Source organism: Aliisedimentitalea sp. MJ-SS2 (assembly GCF_032586155.1).
Taxonomy (GTDB): domain Bacteria; phylum Pseudomonadota; class Alphaproteobacteria; order Rhodobacterales; family Rhodobacteraceae; genus JAWHTC01.
Genome location: NZ_JAWHTC010000002.1, coordinates 658,481 through 677,507, shown reverse-complemented (window position 1 = coordinate 677,507; position 19,027 = coordinate 658,481). Strand labels below are relative to the sequence as shown.

16 protein-coding genes and 1 tRNA gene are annotated in these 19,027 nt (G+C 52.1%); 7 read left to right on the top strand and 10 right to left on the bottom strand.

Features of this window, described 5'->3' with window-relative positions:
- Positions 1-251: 251 nt before the first annotated feature.
- From RXV86_RS09805 to RXV86_RS09790, 4 genes are all read right to left on the bottom strand, one after another.
- The gene (locus tag RXV86_RS09805; protein ID WP_316299317.1) at positions 252-626 is read right to left on the bottom strand and encodes a hypothetical protein; all 375 of its coding nucleotides are present in this window, start codon (positions 624-626) and stop codon (positions 252-254) included.
- 107 nt (positions 627-733) lie between these two features.
- On the bottom strand, positions 734-1,378 hold the full coding sequence (locus RXV86_RS09800) for a hypothetical protein (RefSeq protein WP_316299316.1): 645 nt from the start codon (positions 1,376-1,378) through the stop codon (positions 734-736).
- A 1,648-nt stretch (positions 1,379-3,026) separates the two neighbouring features.
- Entirely contained in the window at positions 3,027-3,959 is a 933-nt protein-coding gene (locus RXV86_RS09795; RefSeq protein ID WP_316299315.1) for a site-specific integrase, read from the bottom strand.
- Positions 3,960-3,983: 24 nt separating this feature from the next.
- A complete protein-coding gene (locus RXV86_RS09790) occupies positions 3,984-5,078 on the bottom strand; it encodes a hypothetical protein (protein ID WP_316299314.1) in 1,095 nt (364 codons plus the stop codon).
- Positions 5,079-5,646: 568 nt separating this feature from the next.
- Here RXV86_RS09790 and RXV86_RS09785 point away from each other — a divergent pair.
- The 3 genes from RXV86_RS09785 (at position 5,647) to RXV86_RS09775 (ending at position 10,173) form a co-directional block, all read left to right on the top strand.
- Positions 5,647-6,393 (top strand): metallophosphoesterase, encoded by a 747-nt coding sequence (locus RXV86_RS09785; protein ID WP_316299313.1) that lies wholly within the window; start codon positions 5,647-5,649, stop codon positions 6,391-6,393.
- 88 nt (positions 6,394-6,481) lie between these two features.
- Positions 6,482-8,578: a hypothetical protein gene (locus RXV86_RS09780; RefSeq protein ID WP_316299312.1), complete on the top strand. Its 2,097-nt coding sequence runs from the start codon at positions 6,482-6,484 to the stop codon at positions 8,576-8,578.
- Positions 8,575-10,173: a phosphotransferase gene (locus tag RXV86_RS09775; RefSeq protein WP_316299311.1), complete on the top strand. Its 1,599-nt coding sequence runs from the start codon at positions 8,575-8,577 to the stop codon at positions 10,171-10,173. Before RXV86_RS09780 ends, RXV86_RS09775 begins: the two co-directional genes overlap by 4 nt.
- A 288-nt stretch (positions 10,174-10,461) precedes the next feature.
- On the opposite strand, the gene RXV86_RS09770 is transcribed toward RXV86_RS09775, so the two are convergent.
- The 6 genes from RXV86_RS09770 to RXV86_RS09745 all read right to left on the bottom strand — a co-directional run bounded on the left by RXV86_RS09770 (position 10,462) and on the right by RXV86_RS09745 (position 15,262).
- Positions 10,462-10,980, bottom strand: a complete 519-nt coding sequence (locus RXV86_RS09770) for a hypothetical protein (RefSeq protein ID WP_316299310.1) — start codon at positions 10,978-10,980, stop codon at positions 10,462-10,464.
- A 452-nt stretch (positions 10,981-11,432) separates the two neighbouring features.
- Positions 11,433-12,818 carry a VapE domain-containing protein gene (locus RXV86_RS09765; protein WP_316299309.1) on the bottom strand — a complete coding sequence of 462 codons (1,386 nt, stop codon included), beginning with the start codon at positions 12,816-12,818 and terminating at the stop codon, positions 11,433-11,435.
- A gap of 81 nt (positions 12,819-12,899) precedes the next feature.
- Positions 12,900-13,184, bottom strand: a complete 285-nt coding sequence (locus tag RXV86_RS09760; RefSeq protein WP_316299308.1) for a hypothetical protein — start codon at positions 13,182-13,184, stop codon at positions 12,900-12,902.
- A 135-nt stretch (positions 13,185-13,319) separates the two neighbouring features.
- Complete coding sequence (locus RXV86_RS09755; protein WP_316299307.1) at positions 13,320-13,988, bottom strand: hypothetical protein; 669 nt, start codon at positions 13,986-13,988, stop codon at positions 13,320-13,322.
- Positions 13,972-15,039, bottom strand: coding sequence for a site-specific integrase (locus RXV86_RS09750; RefSeq protein WP_316299306.1), 1,068 nt, complete (start codon positions 15,037-15,039; stop codon positions 13,972-13,974). The genes RXV86_RS09755 and RXV86_RS09750 overlap by 17 nt, the downstream gene beginning before the upstream one ends.
- Before the next feature lie 147 nt (positions 15,040-15,186).
- Positions 15,187-15,262: transfer RNA gene (locus RXV86_RS09745), tRNA-Lys, on the bottom strand.
- A 136-nt stretch (positions 15,263-15,398) separates the two neighbouring features.
- On the opposite strand from RXV86_RS09745, the gene dapF reads away from it, so the two are divergent.
- The 4 genes from dapF to RXV86_RS09725 all read left to right on the top strand — a co-directional run bounded on the left by dapF (position 15,399) and on the right by RXV86_RS09725 (position 19,017).
- Positions 15,399-16,181, top strand: a complete 783-nt coding sequence (gene dapF, locus RXV86_RS09740) for a diaminopimelate epimerase (protein ID WP_316299305.1) — start codon at positions 15,399-15,401, stop codon at positions 16,179-16,181.
- A 3-nt stretch (positions 16,182-16,184) separates the two neighbouring features.
- Entirely contained in the window at positions 16,185-17,438 is a 1,254-nt protein-coding gene (gene mtaB / locus RXV86_RS09735) for a tRNA (N(6)-L-threonylcarbamoyladenosine(37)-C(2))-methylthiotransferase MtaB (RefSeq protein ID WP_316299304.1), read from the top strand.
- A 259-nt stretch (positions 17,439-17,697) separates the two neighbouring features.
- Positions 17,698-18,324, top strand: a complete 627-nt coding sequence (locus RXV86_RS09730; RefSeq protein ID WP_316299303.1) for an FMN-binding negative transcriptional regulator — start codon at positions 17,698-17,700, stop codon at positions 18,322-18,324.
- Positions 18,325-18,411: 87 nt separating this feature from the next.
- Positions 18,412-19,017, top strand: coding sequence for a glutathione S-transferase (locus RXV86_RS09725; protein ID WP_316299302.1), 606 nt, complete (start codon positions 18,412-18,414; stop codon positions 19,015-19,017).
- The last annotated feature ends 10 nt before the right edge of the window (positions 19,018-19,027 follow it).

The window sequence follows — 19,027 nt, the reverse complement described above, 5'->3', positions numbered from 1 at the left end:
ATTCTTGAACCTATGATCATCAGACGCGTGCTGTAGTTGCTGTCTTAGTGCAAATACTTGCACAAGCCCTGCTGCGAAATTGAGAAAATGCTGAGTTTCGGCCACAGCTGCCGTTGACCACAACTGATCCATGCTGCGGTGCGGCCCCTCAAACCGGACCTCGATCGATCGCACAGCATTCTGTTTTTTTAGCGAGTCTGCTCAGCGGACAGCTGCCTACGGAGCTAGTCGCTCGCCACTTGACTTGCGGGTCATAGGTCAGCCCGCCTTCCCAACGATTCAATTATTTGGTTAACGACTCGGTTTCGAAGTTTGTCCGGGTGATTCAACCATTCTTCGCCTTTGACACATGGCATTCCGGTGTTTTCTTCCTGGTTGAAACGCTCCAATACTTGCGCAACTTCCTCATCATGCGCTTCGCAATAGACCTGTGCCCACCAAACTTCGATATCTGGGTTCTTTGGGCGCATTATTCGTTCGAAGGCTTCGAGCTCTTCCAGAGTTCCGTTTCCAAGGCGGTCTTGAAAGAACATTAAGAAAGCATCAAATTCGTCCCCAGAGGTGTCGAGTATGCTTTCGACAATCGTTTTCTCGGGAACACGACGGTTTTCGTAGTGCTCAAACATGAAGAATTCGATTCGACCCTGACCGAGCCGCGAAGCCAGTCCAACGGCTTCACGGTAGGGTTCTAGTCCGGCTACCGGAGATGAAACAAAGACCTTGAACAATGAACCTAGCCTCTCGGCTTATCAAGCAAATAATCCTCAGTCAGGATCATGAAATACGATGCTTCGTCAAAAGATCGAAAGCGGAAGCAATAAATTAGCTCGTCTAGCTTTTGCTGAGAGACCTCGACACTATCGATTCCGAGCTCCAAGAGCGCACAGTTCAGTGCGTAAATCTCGTTGATATTGGCAACGATTGTGCTGTGAGGTTTGTTCTCAACCTCTTCAGCAAGGCTTAGAACCGAAACTGGTTTATAACGTAATATCCACTTGACCATATAGGCCGCAGCTTTCGAACCGTTAATATTCACGGTCGAATGGAGAATGTGGCTCCACTCAGGTGAAAGCGGCGAAAGAGACCCTAGGTCTTCAATTCCGTACTTCGCAAGGGCAGACTCCAAGTTCGGGCCAACTTCATCGGGGTCAAAGTGGTAGTCTTTGTATCTAATTGTATCGAGATAGTATGAGCGAACCGCCTCTGCGAGCGCTGCGTGGTCAACTACGACTGTAGATCCATGATGTGTTGCCTCGACGATGTCAGAGATCTTATTGAACACATCAATTAGTGTAGCGTACCGCTGAGGTTCACGGGGCTCATAGTGCTCGCGGTAAATCTCACGAATTCTGGCTGAAACGCTCCCTAAAGCTCTCATGTTGGGGAGCGCCTAGCCGTTGAGAACCAGTGTCCGCTCAATATTGAGTGCTAACAACTGCTTTTCATCATTTTTGAGTGGGCGACGGTACGGGCTGTCGACGCCGTTGTTTTTCATACCGCGCACGGGAGGACGGTTCGGCTGGAGGACCGTTCTGCAAAGCTCAGCCGCTCGAACCCCTTTTACTCGAGGAGCGTTTGGATATAACATCTTAGCCTCTTCTCGCCGTGCCATTGGAGAGCCTTTTGCACTTGCCTCTCGTGCGCACAGCCGTGCTGTAAAATTCTTAAGCTCGGCTGTTAGCTCGCTCTCTCTTGTTTTACAAGCCATAAGTGGCAGTTTGGCGCACTAAAATCAAGGAATACTTGTGATCAGGCCGACGGAATCTACGAGATGTTGATCTTCACGCACCGGGACGAAGAAGCAGCCTCGGCGCGAAAAACCTTAGAACAGGCAACACACACGTGTGCGGCGAGAGCTTCGTAACCGTAGTCCCGGACATCCTGAGCAGCAAGCAAAAGCCCGCGGAAAAGCGAGGGATGCTCGGGCACTTGAGTAACGCTGAAGCTGGCACGACCGCACAAAGACAAACAGAAGCAGCGAGGTATGGCGTTGCGTTCTCTGATTGTGAGTCTGGAGCCTAGTCTTCAGCTAAGATTTCTGCTTAGCTTACTACGACGAATATGGAGACGTGCGCCTTGAGAACAAATGGATTTTTTGTCGAAATCTTTGACTTCGTATTCAAAGCTGTAATTAGGGCGGATCCAGGGGAAATCCTAAAACTTGCAGCAACCAAGTCTTTTCAGTTGAAATTTGTGAAAATAGGTCCTCAGAATCCCCGAAATCTGAAAATAATAAATGACACCATAGACGTCTTTATTATCCTGAAGTGGGCGCTTCTCGGATGTCTGATATGTTGGAACCTCGATTTCTTTCTGTCGGACAAGTTGGTCTTCTTGCTGATATTTTTCAATGTCTTTAGCTACTTCTACGACCACGGGTGGCAGAGAGATATATCGCAGAGAGCTGACATCAAGAGCCAGCGAAGACGCTTCTTAAACCTGCTTCAAGCGATTCTGTTCTATTTGGTGAGTTACGCATACATCTACCAAATTCATGTGGCCGATCAAATTGTTTGGCCTCGGGCGGATAGCCCGAATTTCTTCGATGCGTTTTACCTTAGCACGGCTAATGCTTTCACTTTAACCTACCCAGGCTTTGAGCCCTGCACTTCATACGTCCGGGGGCTGTTTTTGACCGAGCTCGCATGCACGTTTGTGTTCTTCACCGTCCTGATTGGATCGGCAGTACCCACCCGCGGCTCCTAAGCATCCCGAAGGTCAAGTCGAACAATTGGTCAGGCTGACGAATGCTGCGTATCAGGAAAGAACAGGTGGGTTCTTTGACTGTCCGACCCCTATGTCTCAGAATGATTGGGACCAATTCAGTGCATTAGCTTGCTGCATTGTTCTTCTTGGACCCTTTCACAGCAACCCTATCCGCGCTCAGTGACCTGCGCCACCACGTCGACCTTGAACTCGTCCGAGTAGCGAATTCGCCCTGGCATTTGCATCGTCCTTTGCTTCCAAAATTACCAAGCAAAGTGTCTACAAATCTAGGGGCACCTCAATTCATCCAAGTGGGTTTGCTAAAACATCAATCCGGTTGGGTTGTCTTCGAACAAGTTGGCCAAACGGATGTAACGCTCCATTGTCGCGCTGGATGCGTGCCCTGTCTGCTTCCGAATGGAGTGCTCCGCAGCACCGACTTGAACGGCGCTTGTAACATACCCGGCTCGCAGCGAGTGGCCGGAGTACTTGGTCGGGTTCAGGCCAATTCGCTCAACATGTCGTTTGACGATAGTCGCAACGGCCTCGACCGAAAGACGCGCACTATTTACGCGCCCGCCTTTCGAACACGACCTGAACACCGCGCCTTCCTGATCTGCCAACTCGTCGGTCCAGGCTTCGAGGTAACGGATTGGACAATACCGGGTCCAACCACGCGGGACAGCGATAATGCGGCCACGCCCCGATTGGTCAATCTTGCTGCGCCGGATCATGATGCGTATCCCGGCCGAAACGACGTCAATATCCTCAAAGTCGATCCCGACCAGCTCTGAGCGCCGCATCGCCCCAGCAAACCCAATCGTCAGGAGCGCAGCGTCACGTTTCCCAACAGGTGAGGCGGGCATTCCGTCTAGGATCAATCGCAACTGTTCGATCAAGAGCGGTTCAACAGCCCTCTGGGGTTGTCCGTGTATCCGGTCCAGACCTCGCATCGTAGAGGCGATGAGACGACTTTTGAGCGGGTTGGGCAAGTACCCAAGGGAAGTATGTAGCGACGACAAAGCCGCCATTTGGCGTCGGATTGTGGCCACTGTGCAATTGTTTGCACGGAACGCGATAAATGCTGCGATCTCTTCCGGCGTTGACGGGATCGAACCACCCCATTCCAGGAAGGAAGCGATGTCGGATCGATAGGCTCGCCGCGTGTTGGCTGCATAAGCGGCTTCCAGTAGGTCTTTCACCTCAGTGGATGGCAGCTGGGCGCGGCCAGTTTTTCTCGGTAAATCGGACATGATTTTGGTTCCGATAATGGAAGGTTATCGGAGGTAATTGATGAGCGCTTCGCGCCGACAATCGTTCACGAGGTCCCATTCTTCACGAATGAGATCAAGCGCCGGGAGGACTGCTTCGTCCGCTAAGCCCCAGCCCATGCGTGTTGCCCATTTCTGAAGGCCACGCCCAACAGACCAGTCGATTCGATTTCTAAGAACTCCGCAGTCCAGACGAAACACAAGACCGCCCACTGTACGTGGTTTTGAGGTTTCGCCAGTGGTCGCGTCAGCGAAAAGTTCGCGCAATCTGTCAGAACGCTGAAGGAAGCGCCTGAACCCTTCAAGACCGACACGTGTGTGCATACCCAATGCCCAGCTGGGAAACCCACAAATCGTTTGGTGAGGTAGAACCGGATCATCAATGAGGGAGAGATTTTCGGGCCGCAAAGGTGCCAGCGCAGTCAGCAGTGGCCCCAACACAAGTCGCGTTTTTCGCAACCCAAGAATAGCTGCATCCTGCACCAACGGCGACACAAGGCCGTCTGAAAACCGAACAACCGCATTTGCCCAAACCTTAGTGCTACGTACATAGGCGTTATCCAAGTCCAGTTCGCCCGCGTGTGAAAGAAGCGTCAAAGCGGATTGGACAATGCCATTCAGGTTAGCTTCTTCGGCATTAAGACGTGGGCTTTCGGGGAAAGCGGCTTTCATTTCCCGCACCCCGTGGTCACGAGTAAGGACATCGTACAGATCATCCGATGCCCGGTCTTTCGATGAGACACACAGAAGTTCGACACAAGTGAATGCCGATTTCTCCGCCCCTCCGAGCCTGTGTCTCAACTCCACGTCCGTGCAAACAAGCAAAATCTTCATCACAGTTGGCATATCGGCGACGCCAATGTCTTCGAGCGCGATCACAGCGAGACGTTTCCAGAGTGTTTCCGGGCGTTCGATGAGCAGGTAGCGGGCTGCCTCCCAGGCATATCCAAGCTCTCCCCGACGAACGGCTTTCTGGAGCAGTGACATCGCAAGGTAGCGATCAGGCATCTTTGGACCTGTGAGCGCCTTCACCTCGATTTTCGATGCAAAATCAATTAGTTCTTCGCGGCACTCTTCCGTGAAAATCTGACTTGTGAACATGTTTCCCTCCATTTCTTCGGAGGGCGATTTGACCCCAAATAAACGTTAGCTTTTGCCCTTCAATGAACAAGTTGAAAATCGACCGCCGACTCTTGCATGCAATTATTTGCACAATAAAACGGTCCCGGGCTGCAGTTGTTCTTCGGGTTCAAAACTATGTCATTTCTGTCAGTTTTCTCGAAAAACCACGGCACAAAACACAGTTTCTGCCGCATTTTCTTGACCCAAATAGCCTCAAACTTCGCAAAAAGTGACACAAAACCGGTGCCTATGTCACTTTTCTGCCGCTTGAACGAGCTTTCATGCTCGAGGAACGTTTCTTGCAAGTTGTCTAGACCGGACCTTCGTAGATTTCGCAGAGAAGGTCCGTTTGGAGCCCATTGTGCCCGATGCTGCGAAGCGTACAAACGGTAGTTCTTGCGAGTATCTGCGTTGGCATGGTGACTGATTTGCCGATGATTTTTCTCAAACAACAAAAAGCCGTTCTCTTCACAGCCGCCAATCTGGACAAGGCAGGAGCGCTAAACTAGCGTCAAAGCGCGGCAAGCAAAAGGTGAGGAAAACCCCAATGGCAGATACTTGGTTTTCGACACGATTAGATATCATAGGTGACGTTCACGGTTGTGTATTTGAGCTCGAAACACTCATTCGAAAGCTTGCCAAGCGGGCAGAGGCAGATGCCGCCAAATGCCTCGAAAGAGGGGAGCCGCCATCACCTGAGCGAAGATTTGTCTTTCTTGGTGACTATGTTGATCGCGGGCCCAGCAGCGCTGCGGTTCTTGAGATTGTAATGAACCTAGTCGAGTACAACGGTGCCATCGCCGTACTTGGAAACCATGACTTCAAACTGCTGCGGCACCTAAATGGCGAAACAGTAAGAATGACCCCGCAGCTCGACCAAACACTGACAGAGATCTTTCAAAGACCCTCTGAATTTAGCTCCAAGGTTAAACGGTTTCTGAGTTCCCTTCCATATTGCATTGATTTTGTTGGAGGGGAACTAGTGGTTGCGCACGCAGGCTTGCCCGAGCACCTTCAAAACCTTGACACCCCGGCGGCGAAGAGGTTTGCATTGTATGGCGATGTTCAAACCTCAGGAGGTGATGGACCACCAATAAGGAGGGATTGGGCTGCTGACTACAAGGGCAAGGCAAGCGTAGTCTATGGCCACACGCCAACCAACAAGCTAGAGTGGAGGAACAAAACAATATGTATCGACACAGGGTGCGCGTTTGGAGGAAAACTGACAGCACTACGTTGGCCGGAGAAGGATCTAGTTCAAGTTGAAGCAGTCAGGCAATATTATTCTCATTAGGCAGCGCGGATCAAAGTGACTCCAAGATATCAAAAAAATGGAAACGTAACTTCCATCAAGTTGCTTTTTTGGCATGGACCACTTTAGGATGTCCAATTTGAAAGAGTCTCTTAATGAGGTGAACGAGTCGCTTAGAGACCTCCATCAACGTGTTGTTTCTAGATTAGAACTGTTTCCATACGAAGATGTTCTTGAGTGTATTATATCTGCGTCAGAAGAAATGCTCTTCGATTGTCATGTATTTGTTCGACACAAGAAGTTTTTTTCGGACGCTGCAGCACACGAGTCCGATGGCTATATTCTACTCCCGCACTACAGCTTTTCGTTAGTTGACGGAGAGTTCTCTAGGCATACGGAAAATGGCAATTTGGCTGGCCTTCATAACAAGTGCCTTGCTGAAAGCTCCTTTTGTATCGAGCTCGAGAATGTCGTCATTCATTTCAATGATGCAGCATTAGAAAGGCTTTTTTGGCGAATCGGGAGACTTATCGCCGCACACTTTCATACAAGTGTGTACGATGAGATCCTTCGAAGTGCAGCTAGACGGTACCGGCACAACTTCTCAGATTCGCTGAAAAAAGGTCATCAGCCAGACGTAGAGCAACTTTTTCGTTTCCTATTAAGGACATTCTCAGTTGGAGCGGCATTCTACAGTTCGACTGCGAAAACCGAGATGAGGCTCTTGCACCAAGTTGGGATCCCGACGCGACCAGAATGCCGGGGACAGTTGGAGCCGATCGTAAAATTCACATCGTCGAGGAAACGTAAGTCCCACGGTATTTTCTACTCTAAGGGCGAGGCCATTTACTATCTAAGTATTCCTGTAAGAAGCTTGATATCTGAGCAATCTGAGCTTCTGGGTGTCCTAATTCTCACTTCAAAGAGTAGGATATCCCCGCTTTGCGACTACTTTCTTGCGGATGCTTTGAACGAAGTTTTCCTCAAAAGGCTGTTTGTGCACAGGAGTGCCTTGATCACTGATGTCACAACCCAAATTGCGAAATTTGCTAAAAAGGATTCACCAAACTGGACGATTAGACGACGGGCTAAAGAATTTAGAGATTTGACTAAGACTATTTGCTTTGGCTTGCGGCAAACGACAAACGCGCACAGTTGCACCGTTCGTTTATTTGATCAGCAAACTCAAAGTTTGACACTTGCCGCTGTTAGCGAAGAAGACGGTGCCGGTTACGACTCAGTTATACCGAGGAGTGCAGCGACAGGAGGTCGGCGCCGCATTAAAGTTGCGACGCCATTTCGCAGTGTAAACGCGTATTCCTATTCCAAAACAGCACCAGGTGAATACGTATACATCCGGGACGTAACCAATATTTCAGAAAGCCTTAGAAATGACGGTCTGGAGGAGGCCTTTCGAACGCGTTCGAAGACCGTGTCCGAGTTTGTTGTCCCTCTCTATTGGGGTGGGCTTCGCGTTGGTGTTTTGAACCTTGAGGCTGATTTTGAATCCGCATTTGAGCTAGACGACACATTTATTGTGACTATGGCTTTTCTCATGACACAAGCTTGGGCGGCTGTGCATTCTTCGGCAGATAGATACTGGCTTTCGCAAATATCATTCACGCATCTAGCCACACACGAGCTTGCAGACTTTCGAAGATCACTCGAACCGCGACACCAAGAAAGCTTGGATTCTATAGTAGATACACTTTCTACTGCGCAATTTGGCTTGAAAGAAGAAAGCTCCACTCTCTTTGAAGCCATACTGTTCGCGGAATCACGAGCCAAAGAACTCGACCCTAGCTGCGACCCGAAGTCAATTCTCGTGACGACTCCAGCAGCGTCCCGAAAAGTACTATTGGACGCCCAATTTGCTGCCTCCCTTCGGGTCATATTTGATTCCATAATTAGGAACGCACACAAACACTCGCACCTTGCAAAGGATCGAGTATCAATTGATGTTATTGAAGCCCCTGGTGCTGGAAGAGGAGAGATCCTAATTGAATACAGCTCAAACTCGTCACCTGCAGATCCTGACGATGCGAAGTTCTTTTTCTACAGACCGTTACAAGATAGCGATGGGCTGCATTTCGGTATGTTTCTGATAGGAGCTCACGTTCGTCTTTTGGGGGGGCACGTGGAAGTGCATCGAAACTGCCTTAAATCAACCGGTTACGGGCCATTGCGGTTCCTTGTCCGTCTTCCTTTTATTGGAGTTAGAAGATGACCATTCTAGAAGTGGCCTACGTTGAAGATGAGCTTTCGCAGTTCAAGAAATTTGGGCCGATCCTTGAGAAATGCTTTTCCACGACCGGCTTAGAGGTCTCTGTTACTCACTTGAAGTCCGCTGAGACTTTTGCCAAGCACGTAAAGGAGAACCGGCCACACATCGTCGTAGTTGACTTGAAAATTGGCAAAGATGAAGTGGAAGGGCTTAGGTTAATCTCAAGGTACAAAGATGAAATGCCGTACGCAGTGTTTTGCCTTCTCTCTCGTGAGAAGGTGGCATTTAGCCAATTCGGAAACCATCATCCCAATCCAGATTTCATTATTTCAAAAGTCGGGATAGGAAGTGCTTGGGGAAAATACCACGAATTCGTCCGGGATGAAATCCTCAAAAAGGTCAGGCGCGCATTTATTGAAAAAATCGAATACACTAAACCTTTTGGCGAGATCTTTGAAGAACTTCATTCTCGTGACTCAGATCCGCAGAAAATCTCGGAGATCGATGTTCGATCAATTGTGGAACAAGTGGCTTTTGCGGGCCACATTGCGAGCACAGCCAACGTTTACAAAAAGGTTATCCTCGAGCCGCTTCTTGGCGGGTACAGCGGAGCCATTGTTCTCAAAATGCGCGTGTTCCGCAACAGCATCGATAACATTGTCGGCGTTTTGAAAATCTCCCCGATTGAGTTCTCGGAGCTCGAGTTTCGAAATTACGAAAAGTATGTTAAGTGGACTCTCCCATACACTTGGCGGGTCGAGGTGCTTGGGACGGCTCGAACTCGTTCATTCGGCGGCGTTTGCTATTCGTTTGTTTTTGATGGGCAAGGCAGCCCAAACGAACTGACCAGCTACTTTCAATCTGGTACGGCGAACTCCGTATCAATTGTCTGCGAGACAATATTCAATCCGCAAAGCCGGACCTGGTACAGCAATGTTAGAGATACTGGAAAAGACCTTTCTGAATACTTCAGTGACAAACCATTTTTTAAAGATAGCAAGCAAATTGAATCTCGTGAGAATGTGCTCATTGAAGTTTTGGAAAAGAAGATGAACTTCAGTCATTTTGAGATCACAGACAAGACTATTGATATCGATGGGATTAGGTTCCCCCGACCGATGCGTTTACTTTTTACGAACAATTGGACTAACGCACTTGAAACCATCTGCCATGGAGATATGAACGCAAACAACATTATGTACGAGCCAAAAAGTGGGACCATTGCATTTATCGATTTTCTTAGAACTGGATTGAATCACATCTACCGTGATTTCATCTCACTTGAGAGCAGTGTGCGCCTTGATTGGAAGTCATCCAAGAGTAAGCGCAAATTTCGCACTCTCTATGAAGACGAAATGCGGGGGTTCTCACTGGATCCCGCTATCACACACGCCTCCTATCTCAAGCGGTGTGTAGAAATTCGACGCACTGCCGAGCAAAACTTTCGACCCGTGCCAATGACACAGTATTACTTTGGGGCAGTCATTCATTTCTGGTGGCTCTCCGTGCGGTTCGATCATTGGTCCGATGCAGCATACCAACGCTTGTGTCTTGGCACTCTTTGTGCCCTCAAGAATCTCGAGGCGGAGTTGGGGTAAACGGGATTTCTGACGAACCACATGGCCTAACATACTCAAAGGAGTCACAGATTTCCAAGACCTTGTCGGAGTGTCGACGGAGCGGACATAGGCCTACGAAAGGCGAACGGCAATTACGTCCGCGTTGCAGACAATGATGCACCACGCATCTAAGGTCAGGAATGTGCCGATAGTGTTCTCAAATTGGTCAAGATCTAGCTGCTCAGCCTTAACTACGCGGATGTCGCCGTCGGACGCCTGCATTCTCGAAGCCAGAGTTGTGCAAACAATTGCACAGGAACAGAACACTTAACCGTTCATCAAGGCACGTAGCTCTAAGAACTCGTAATATTCCTTTTGCGTTGCTTCACCGTCAGCGACACCTATGAGAAGCGAAACCTGTTCCCCGTCCAACACTTTTTTCTGAAGGAGCTCATCTGCGATAAGCTCGACCGCGAATTTGTTTGCTGTTTTGTCTAATAGCTCCAAGGCTTCCTTTTTTCCTTCACCAAGGAAGCTTCCTGCCCTTTCGAAATCACTATCACATCCTAGGACTGCCTCTTCCTCTGAAAAACCGAACACCATCATTGCTGCGTAGCCAGCGCATACATAGGTTGCATCCTGGAGGAAACGCTTCTCCGCTTCTGCGTCAGGCGTATCCGCCAATACAATGTCTGTGTCGGTCGAAGGCTTCACATAGCCTGCTGTTCTCTCTTCGTAGTCCGGAACGATTGAAATCTCCGGAATGTACTCATTGGGGAAAAGACGAGCAAAAGCTACAGCGTGGCCAGCCTCATGAAGAGCTGTCTTCCAAAGTTGATTGTCCATTTCAATCGTTCCTCATACAGCAGATGGCGTACAGGCCCAGACTCGGCCACATTCAAAGCGGTTAGAACAAGTTGTCTACTCCATAACCCCGTGGGAGATCCGAGTAACAGCCAGATTTTTATGTGTTTTTCAATATTATCAGGGTATCGTCCTTGGTTGTGCAGATTTACGTGATCATCGTCACCTGATTGGCTTGCCGGCGTGCTTGGTCTGGTTTTTTGCGAGACGCTTTGACGTGTCAGGCAGACTCCGTATCATTTTCTGGACCCGCGAGAAAAAGCTCGAAAAACAGTCTCGCTGGCGTATCGTTCCTAGTTACGAGTAATTGGGCGCGGCCCCTAGGTTGAGGTTGGCTAGGATGATACCCTGATACCTGCTATTATGTCTCCTTTTTACAATGGCTTGCGTGGATCACCCAGTGCTTCGTATGGATGATCCGAGGGTGATCCCTGTTACGAGTATTGCAATTGCTCAATTGCGCCATCGAAAGCCGAAGAGGGGTCACCCGGTTTCTCCCAGACATAATACCGGTGAAGCTTGTTGTTAATCTTCTTACGAATCGAAGAATATCCCACCCAAATCATCGTCTCACCGATCTTCTGGTCCAAACTGCGCGTCTTGTCGATTTTACCCTCAGACAACGCTATGGCTTCCAGCAAATCGACCTTACTTACGGCCTCAGGGTAATGAAGCTTCATGAGCCCCAGTTTCACCATAACGTACATGTCAGGAATGGCACGAGACATATGCGCAATCGCTTCCTGATCTTTCCGAAGCTCCTTCGGCAGGGTCAAAAGCTTGCGAACCTTCTTCCGTTGGTCCGCCTCGCTTAATCCTGAGTTCAGAATTGGTCGAATTTTCGTTTCCATTATTTCCGCGTACAAATGATTTCGAATTTCGTGTGAAAGTGGAGTGAACTGGCCAGTTGTCGGAATAATCCATTCGCGCCTAGCTCCGGTCGGATCTTGCACTGGGTTGTCATTGTTGGTGGTCACCACGAAGAGAAACCGTCGCGGCACCTCTACAGCGGTTTTGCCATAGGCTTCTCGTGCCCGGTCATGAGTAGTTGATAGGCAGTGCTTTCGCTGTTCTTCGGCGTATTTCCCGCGAAAATCTTCCGCGTGTTCGCAGAGTGATTTGCCACGGGTTTGCTCCAGTATTTTCTTCGCGTCTGAGCCGATTATCACTTGGTCAGTGAAGGTTCCTTCACTGATCGGAGCTAGCGACCGCGCCAGATTGGATTTTCCACAGCCCTGGTCACCAATGAGAGTGATTACCTCGTCCATTTTTATTCCGGGGAAGAGTGCACGCGCGGCGATTCCCGTCAGAAAACGTTCGCCGTAGGCTCGGTTGAGCGGCGTATCTTCGGCATTGGCAAATCCGATCCAAATCTGTTCGGCTCTTTCCTCGCCATCCCATTCGAGAGAGAGGAAATATTCCGAAAGCGGATCGTACTGGTTGTCTCGTGCAATTGCCTTCAATGAGGAATAAAGGTCCCCTTCTCGTTGCTTTAACCCGAAACGGCTTTCGATTTTGTGCCTCAAAAAGCTCAGGTGCGCATCATCCAATGCCCCTTCCGGCAAAGGTGAAACTTTCCCGCCGATTTCTATGAATCGAGTGAAGGCGTTGTATTTCGCCCATATTCCAAGTCGGCTCAGTGCTATTCGGATGTTTTCAATTCGTGGCAACACTTCAAACGCAGCGTTGTTCTTGCCGACATAACGGCAATACATACCTTGAGTTCCGGGCCTCTCTGAGATGAAGTTGTCCGGATGTTGCTCAACGAATAAGTGGCCATCTTCTCCTTTTTTGGGTTTTTTCAACTTGATAACTACCATTTCGGATACTCCTTTTATGGGGAGCCGAGGCTTCCTGCTCCCGTTTCTGTTTGCGTTAAATGGATGGTCAGCGTAGCGGCTTCACCGAACGCGCGGCTGCATACGGTGATCCTCGACCCATCGATCGAATTCGTCGGTGTCGATGAGGACTTTTCGCCCGAGCCGTACGATGGCGGTTGCGAGTCCATTTCCAGGAAGAATGTCGCCGTTGGATGCGGTCCGATCATCTGCTTTGTAAATCGCGTGTCGAAGAAAGGAGTGTGAGGCCCACGCGTACTTTTTCATTACCAACATCTGCTTGACGGTGCGCAAACGGGATTCCCGCTCAGCGTCTGAATCAGGTGTGAAACTGTTTGTCTCGAACATCGCCACGTCCTCCGTGAAACAGCGAATCGGTGATGCTCTCAAAGTGTATGGGTATTAAGGCGCGGGCAAATGTACCCAGAAGGAAAAAATCCAGTGTTTTCAATGTGATTTTGGGTATTTTAGCTCTGGCTTGGGTTACCCAGTTTTGAGCTGCTTGCGCCAGATTGCAATTTTCTTTCGAAGCGTTTCGGATTTTGCGTGAAAGTCTTCTTCCTTGATGCGCGCGGCGAGCTTCCAGCCCAGCTCTCGATCCGACAGTTTACCGGCTTTCTTCCCCAGTTCGTTCATCATTTGCTTGAATGCATTCCTTCGGGAAATTTCCTTCGAAACAGCCTCTGGTTTGTTGATGAGGAATGAAGGCGAGTTCTTTTTCCTCCTCTCTTCGTAAGCCCTTTCAGCCGCGACGATCCATCCAACCTGACCTTCGAACTGTTCAATTGCCCACTTCATAAACGTTCTTGTGTTGATCAAAACATCCTTTCCGTTTTGAATTTTGGTAGGTACTTCCAGGGCCGTAAGCGGGATTTGCCACGGTCTTTCGTCGGTGGCCTTTGTCTTGATGGCCTCCAATGCTGCTCTGAATGGCCGACTGGTCTGGTCGTAATCGTCGGAATAGGTGCTCTCCTGCTCCCAGAAGCCTTCCCCCACAATCCGCCCTTCAGCCTCCCGTTTGGCAGGGTCTTCCTTTGCTAGCAGGCAGCAAGCCTCGTGAAGATTCAGGAATTTCTTCTGGAAAAGGGGTTTCGATGCCTCAACGAAATCCTCATCTGACATGCCAAGCGACCATTCAATCTGATCCGTCATCCTGCACCACCTTCGACATTGTTTTTTCAATAATGGACTTCGTGTGGCCTTCGCTGAGATGTGCATAGCGTGCCGCCATCTGAAACGACTTGTGACCAAGAAGCGCTGCGATTTCGGGAACCGAACCCCCGTCCATTGCCACATAGCTTGCAGCGGTATGACGAAGATCGTGGAATCGGAAATCTTCAAGTTGCGCTGAACGAACTGCTTTGTGCCACGCAGACTTGATGTCGATTGGCTTCAACGGATTTTTTCCTGGGAACACGTATTGCGATTTCCCATCAGAAGCCTGCTTCAGAACGTTGAGCCGTTCAATAATGGGTTCAATGAGATGTGATGAACGTCTTGTTCCGTTCTTCGTCTCTTCAATCACCACGAGGCCTGTGTCGAGTTCAATTCGGCCCCAGGTCATTCCGAGAATTTCACTTCGGCGCAGCCCCGTGGTCAGAGCTATCAGAAGAATAACTTCCAGATACGGGTTCTTGCTTTCGCGACAAGCTTGAAGCAGCGCTTTGCGTTCGTCAGCATCAAGATATCGAACTCGCCCCTGAGGCTCTTTCAGCTTTTTCAGACGTTTCATCGGGTTTTGCTCAAGCCAGCCATACTCCCGCACTGCTATTTCCAGCACGTGCTGAAGAGCAGCGAAATATCGGTTCACAGAGGCGTTGGATATTTTGGCAACCCCGCGCCCCGGGCGGCTGGAAATCTCAGCACGGGCAGTAAGAATCCTGTTCGGCGATAGCTCGGAAAGCTTTAAGCCGCCGACCAATTCCTTCCAGACACGAAGCTGCTGCCTTTGGTCTTTTTCTGATTTCTTGTGGGGAAGGACTTCGAGGCAGTACCGGTCGATCAATTCGTCGACTGTATGTCGGCGAGCCTCTGATCCGATGGGGTGCTTGCCTTCGTCGATCTTTGCTTCAATTGAACGCGCCCAGCTTTGCGCGTCTGTCTTGCGGTCGAAATATGCCGATTGCGGAGGATAACCCTTCCGGCGCACCATCGCACGCCAGCGTGTGCCCTTCGCTCCCTTTACTTCCAGTATCGACGCCAATGCCGCCACTCCGTTGGCTCTATTGGTTGTCGCGAAGTGTAACAGATTCTGTAGAGATTTGCACTAAATTTGCACCAAGCAGAGGCCAAGATGCAGCGGCGAACGCTGTGAAATTCACCTAAGATATTGTTTTATTGGTGATTTCAGTGGTGAGCCGTGCAGGATTCGAACCTGCGACCCACTGATTAAAAGTCAGTTGCTCTACCAACTGAGCTAACGGCCCACTAGGCGGCCTATCTAGAAAGACCGGCCCTAGGGGTCAACCCCGAAAATCAAGGAATTTTGCCCAAGCGCTGGATTCACCTCGAACGCGGGCGTATATGCCGCCCATGAACACGCAAAACCACCATATTGCATTCATGAAAATGCACGGGCTTGGCAATGACTTCGTTGTCATTGACGCCCGCGCGCGCGCTGTTGAAGTGGCGCCGGGCTTGGCACGCGCGATTGCGGACAGGAATCGGGGTGTGGGTTTTGATCAGCTGGCGGTGGTTTCCGAATCGGATGAGGCGGATGCGGGCCTGGTTTTCTACAACGCTGATGGGTCGCTGTCGGCGGCCTGTGGCAATGCCACGCGCTGTATTGCGCGCTACCTGATGGAGGAAAGCGGGGCCGAGGCTGTCACGCTTGTGACCGAGCGCGGGGTTTTGGCGGCGAGGAACGCGGGTAACGGGTTGACCTCGGTTAACATGGGGGCGCCCATGACGCGCTGGAACGAGATCCCGTTGGCGCGGGAGGTGGATGTCGATGCGCTACCGATCGAAGGGGCGCCGGTCGCGACGTCGATGGGCAATCCGCACTGCACGTTTTTTGTCGAGGATGCTGAGACGGTGGATTTGGCCACGAGGGGGGCGGAGATCGAGCATCATCCGCTTTATCCCGAACGCACCAATGTGCAGTTCGCCCATGTGATTGGGCCGGATCATCTGCGGATGCGGGTGTGGGAGCGCGGCACGGGGGTCACGCTGGCCTCGGGCTCGTCGTCCTGCGCGACCGCCGTGGCGGCACATCGCAAGGGGTTGACCGGGCGTAAGGTGACGATTGAGCTGGACGGCGGCACGATCATGATCGACTGGCGCAAGGACGGGGTCTGGATGACGGGCCCGACGGCGCATGTCTTTGACGGGGTCTGGAGGGGCTGATCCATGGCACCGCCGAAATTCACCACCCTTGGATGCCGTCTCAATGCCTATGAGACCGAGGCGATGAAGGAGCTGGCCCAAGAGGCCGGTGTCGACAATGCCGTTGTAATCAACACCTGTGCAGTGACGGCAGAGGCGGTGCGCAAGGCACGGCAGGAGATTCGGCGTCTGCGGCGCGACAATCCGGACGCAAAGGTGATTGTTACGGGCTGTGCGGCGCAGATCGATCCTGACAGTTTTGCCGCGATGGACGAAGTCGACGCGGTGATCGGCAACTCCGAGAAGATGGTCGAGACGACATGGCGGCAGCTGGCACCCGGGTTCAATGGTGAGACAGAACCGGTCATGGTGGATGATATCATGAGCGTGACCGAGACCGCTGGGCACCTGATCGACGGGTTCGGGACGCGGTCGCGCGCCTACGTTCAGGTGCAGAATGGCTGTGATCACCGCTGCACTTTCTGCATCATCCCTTATGGCCGGGGCAATTCGCGCTCGGTTCCTGCCGGGGTGGTGGTGGACCAGATCAAGCGGCTGGTGGATCGCGGGTATAACGAGGTGGTGCTGACCGGGGTGGACCTGACCAGCTGGGGCGCGGATCTGCCGGGCGCGCCGAAGCTGGGCGATCTGGTAATGCGGATCCTTAAGCTGGTTCCTGATTTGCCGAGGCTGCGAATTTCGTCCATCGACTCGATTGAGGTGGATGAGAACCTGATGCAGGCGATTGCCACCGAGCTGCGCCTGATGCCGCATCTGCACTTGTCGTTGCAGCATGGGGACGATCTGATTCTGAAGCGGATGAAACGGCGGCATCTGCGCGATGACGCGATTTCTTTTGCACAGGAAGCGTTGCGTTTGCGCCCGGATATGACGTTCGGGGCCGACATTATCGCCGGGTTCCCGACCGAGACGGAGGCGATGTTCGAGAACTCGTTGAAGCTGGTCGATGAATGCCAGCTGACCTGGTTGCATGTGTTCCCCTATTCGCCCCGTCCCGGCACGCCGGCGGCGCGGATGCCACAGGTGCATGGGGCCGATATCAAGGCCCGTGCGGCGCGCCTGCGGCAAGCCGGGGATGCAGCGGTGTCGCGGCATCTGGAAGCGCAGCAGGGCGCGCGGCATCGCATCCTGACGGAAAATGCGCATATGGGGCGGACCGAGCAATTTGCCGAGGTTGCGTTCAACGTGGCGCAGCAGGAAGGACAGATCATCGAGGCGGTGATTTCGGGGCGCTCGGGTGGGCGGCTGACCGTGTGAGGGGCCGCGCCGCCCGACGACGTTGTCCGGGGGCTTTGGCTCACGCTCGGCCAAATGTGCGACGGGATCTTATTCAATCCGAGACGTTGTGATTTGCTGGGCATTAGGGATTGAGTATTTGGGCCAAGAAAGAGGACATAGGGCGGCTTGGCCTTGATCGGCGCACGCGTCATCAGTGTGGGCAGAAGCCGCGCGAGCAGGTTGACATTTTGCACTGGTTTTCGGCGAATGGCAGCCGGACAGGAACAGGACAGTCACGATGCACCCCAACCTAGCTTTTCGACCCGAACGACATGATGAAGACCTGGCATTGGTACGGGAGTGGGGGTTTGGCATGTTGGCCGTATCGGTTGCGGGTGAGGCGCCGATGCTGTCACATGTGCCGTTCCTTGTGGACGCATCCGGGGCGTTTGCAGAGCTGCATCTTGTGCGCTCGAACCCGATTGCGCGGGTGGTGAAGGAGGGGGCAGCGGCGCGGATCGCTGTGCAGGGCCCGCACGGGTATATCTCGCCGGACTGGTACGGGATCGAGGATCAGGTGCCGACGTGGAACTATGTTGCCATTCATCTGACGGGGGTGCTGGCGCCGAGACCGCAGGACGAGCTGCAAGGAATGTTGGAGCGGCTGGCGGCGCATTTTGAGGCGCAGTTGACTCCCAAGCCGCCATGGCTGCTGGACAAGATGGATGCGGAAGCCAAGGCCAGGCTGATGCGGATGATTGCGCCGTTTCGGTTTGCAATCGAGCGGGTCGACAGCACCTGGAAGCTGGCGCAAAACAAGCCGGATGCAGCGCGGCATGGGGCCGCCGATCATATCGCGGCGCAGGGGATGGGGCAGGAAGTGAAGCTGTTGGCGGCGATGATGCGTAATCCGCCGAATTCGTGATGAAATGGACATGGATCATGGACAGGGGTTTCGGCGCGACCTAGGCTGATCGCGTTCCCGTCTGACATCCCAAGAAGGAGTGCGCCCATGCAGCTCATCTATTCCCCCGCTTCGCCTTTCGTGCGCAAGGTTCGTGCCATGCTGATCGAAACCGGACAGCAGGAGGACGTAGAGTTAGCACCGGTGCAGACCGCACCCACTGCCGTGGCCGATGAGGCGCGGGCGGCCAATCCCACGGGCAAGATTCCGGCGCTGATCCGGTCGGATGGGCCGGCGGTCTATGACAGCCGGGTGATCACCCGGTTTCTGAATGACCGGGCCGGGGGCGGGCTTTATCCGGATGCGCGGATCTGGGAGGTGTTGACGCTTGAGGCGACGGCGGATGCGATCATGGATGCTGCCGTTCTGGTCACCTATGAGAGCCGCTTGCGGCCACCGGAGCACAGATCCGAAGAGTGGATCGAGGCGCAGTGGGGCAAGGTGGCCAACGCCGTAAAGGCAGTAAACGACCGTTGGATGAGCCATCTGAACGGGCCGCTGGACATGGCGCAGATCGCCATAGCCTGTGCGCTGGGCTATCTGGATTTCCGACATGATGCACGGGGTTGGCGCAAGGGTAATGATGCGCTGGACGACTGGTATGCCGTGTTCTCGGAACGCGAGAGCATGAAGGAGACTGCACCGACCGGGTGATCGGCGCAGT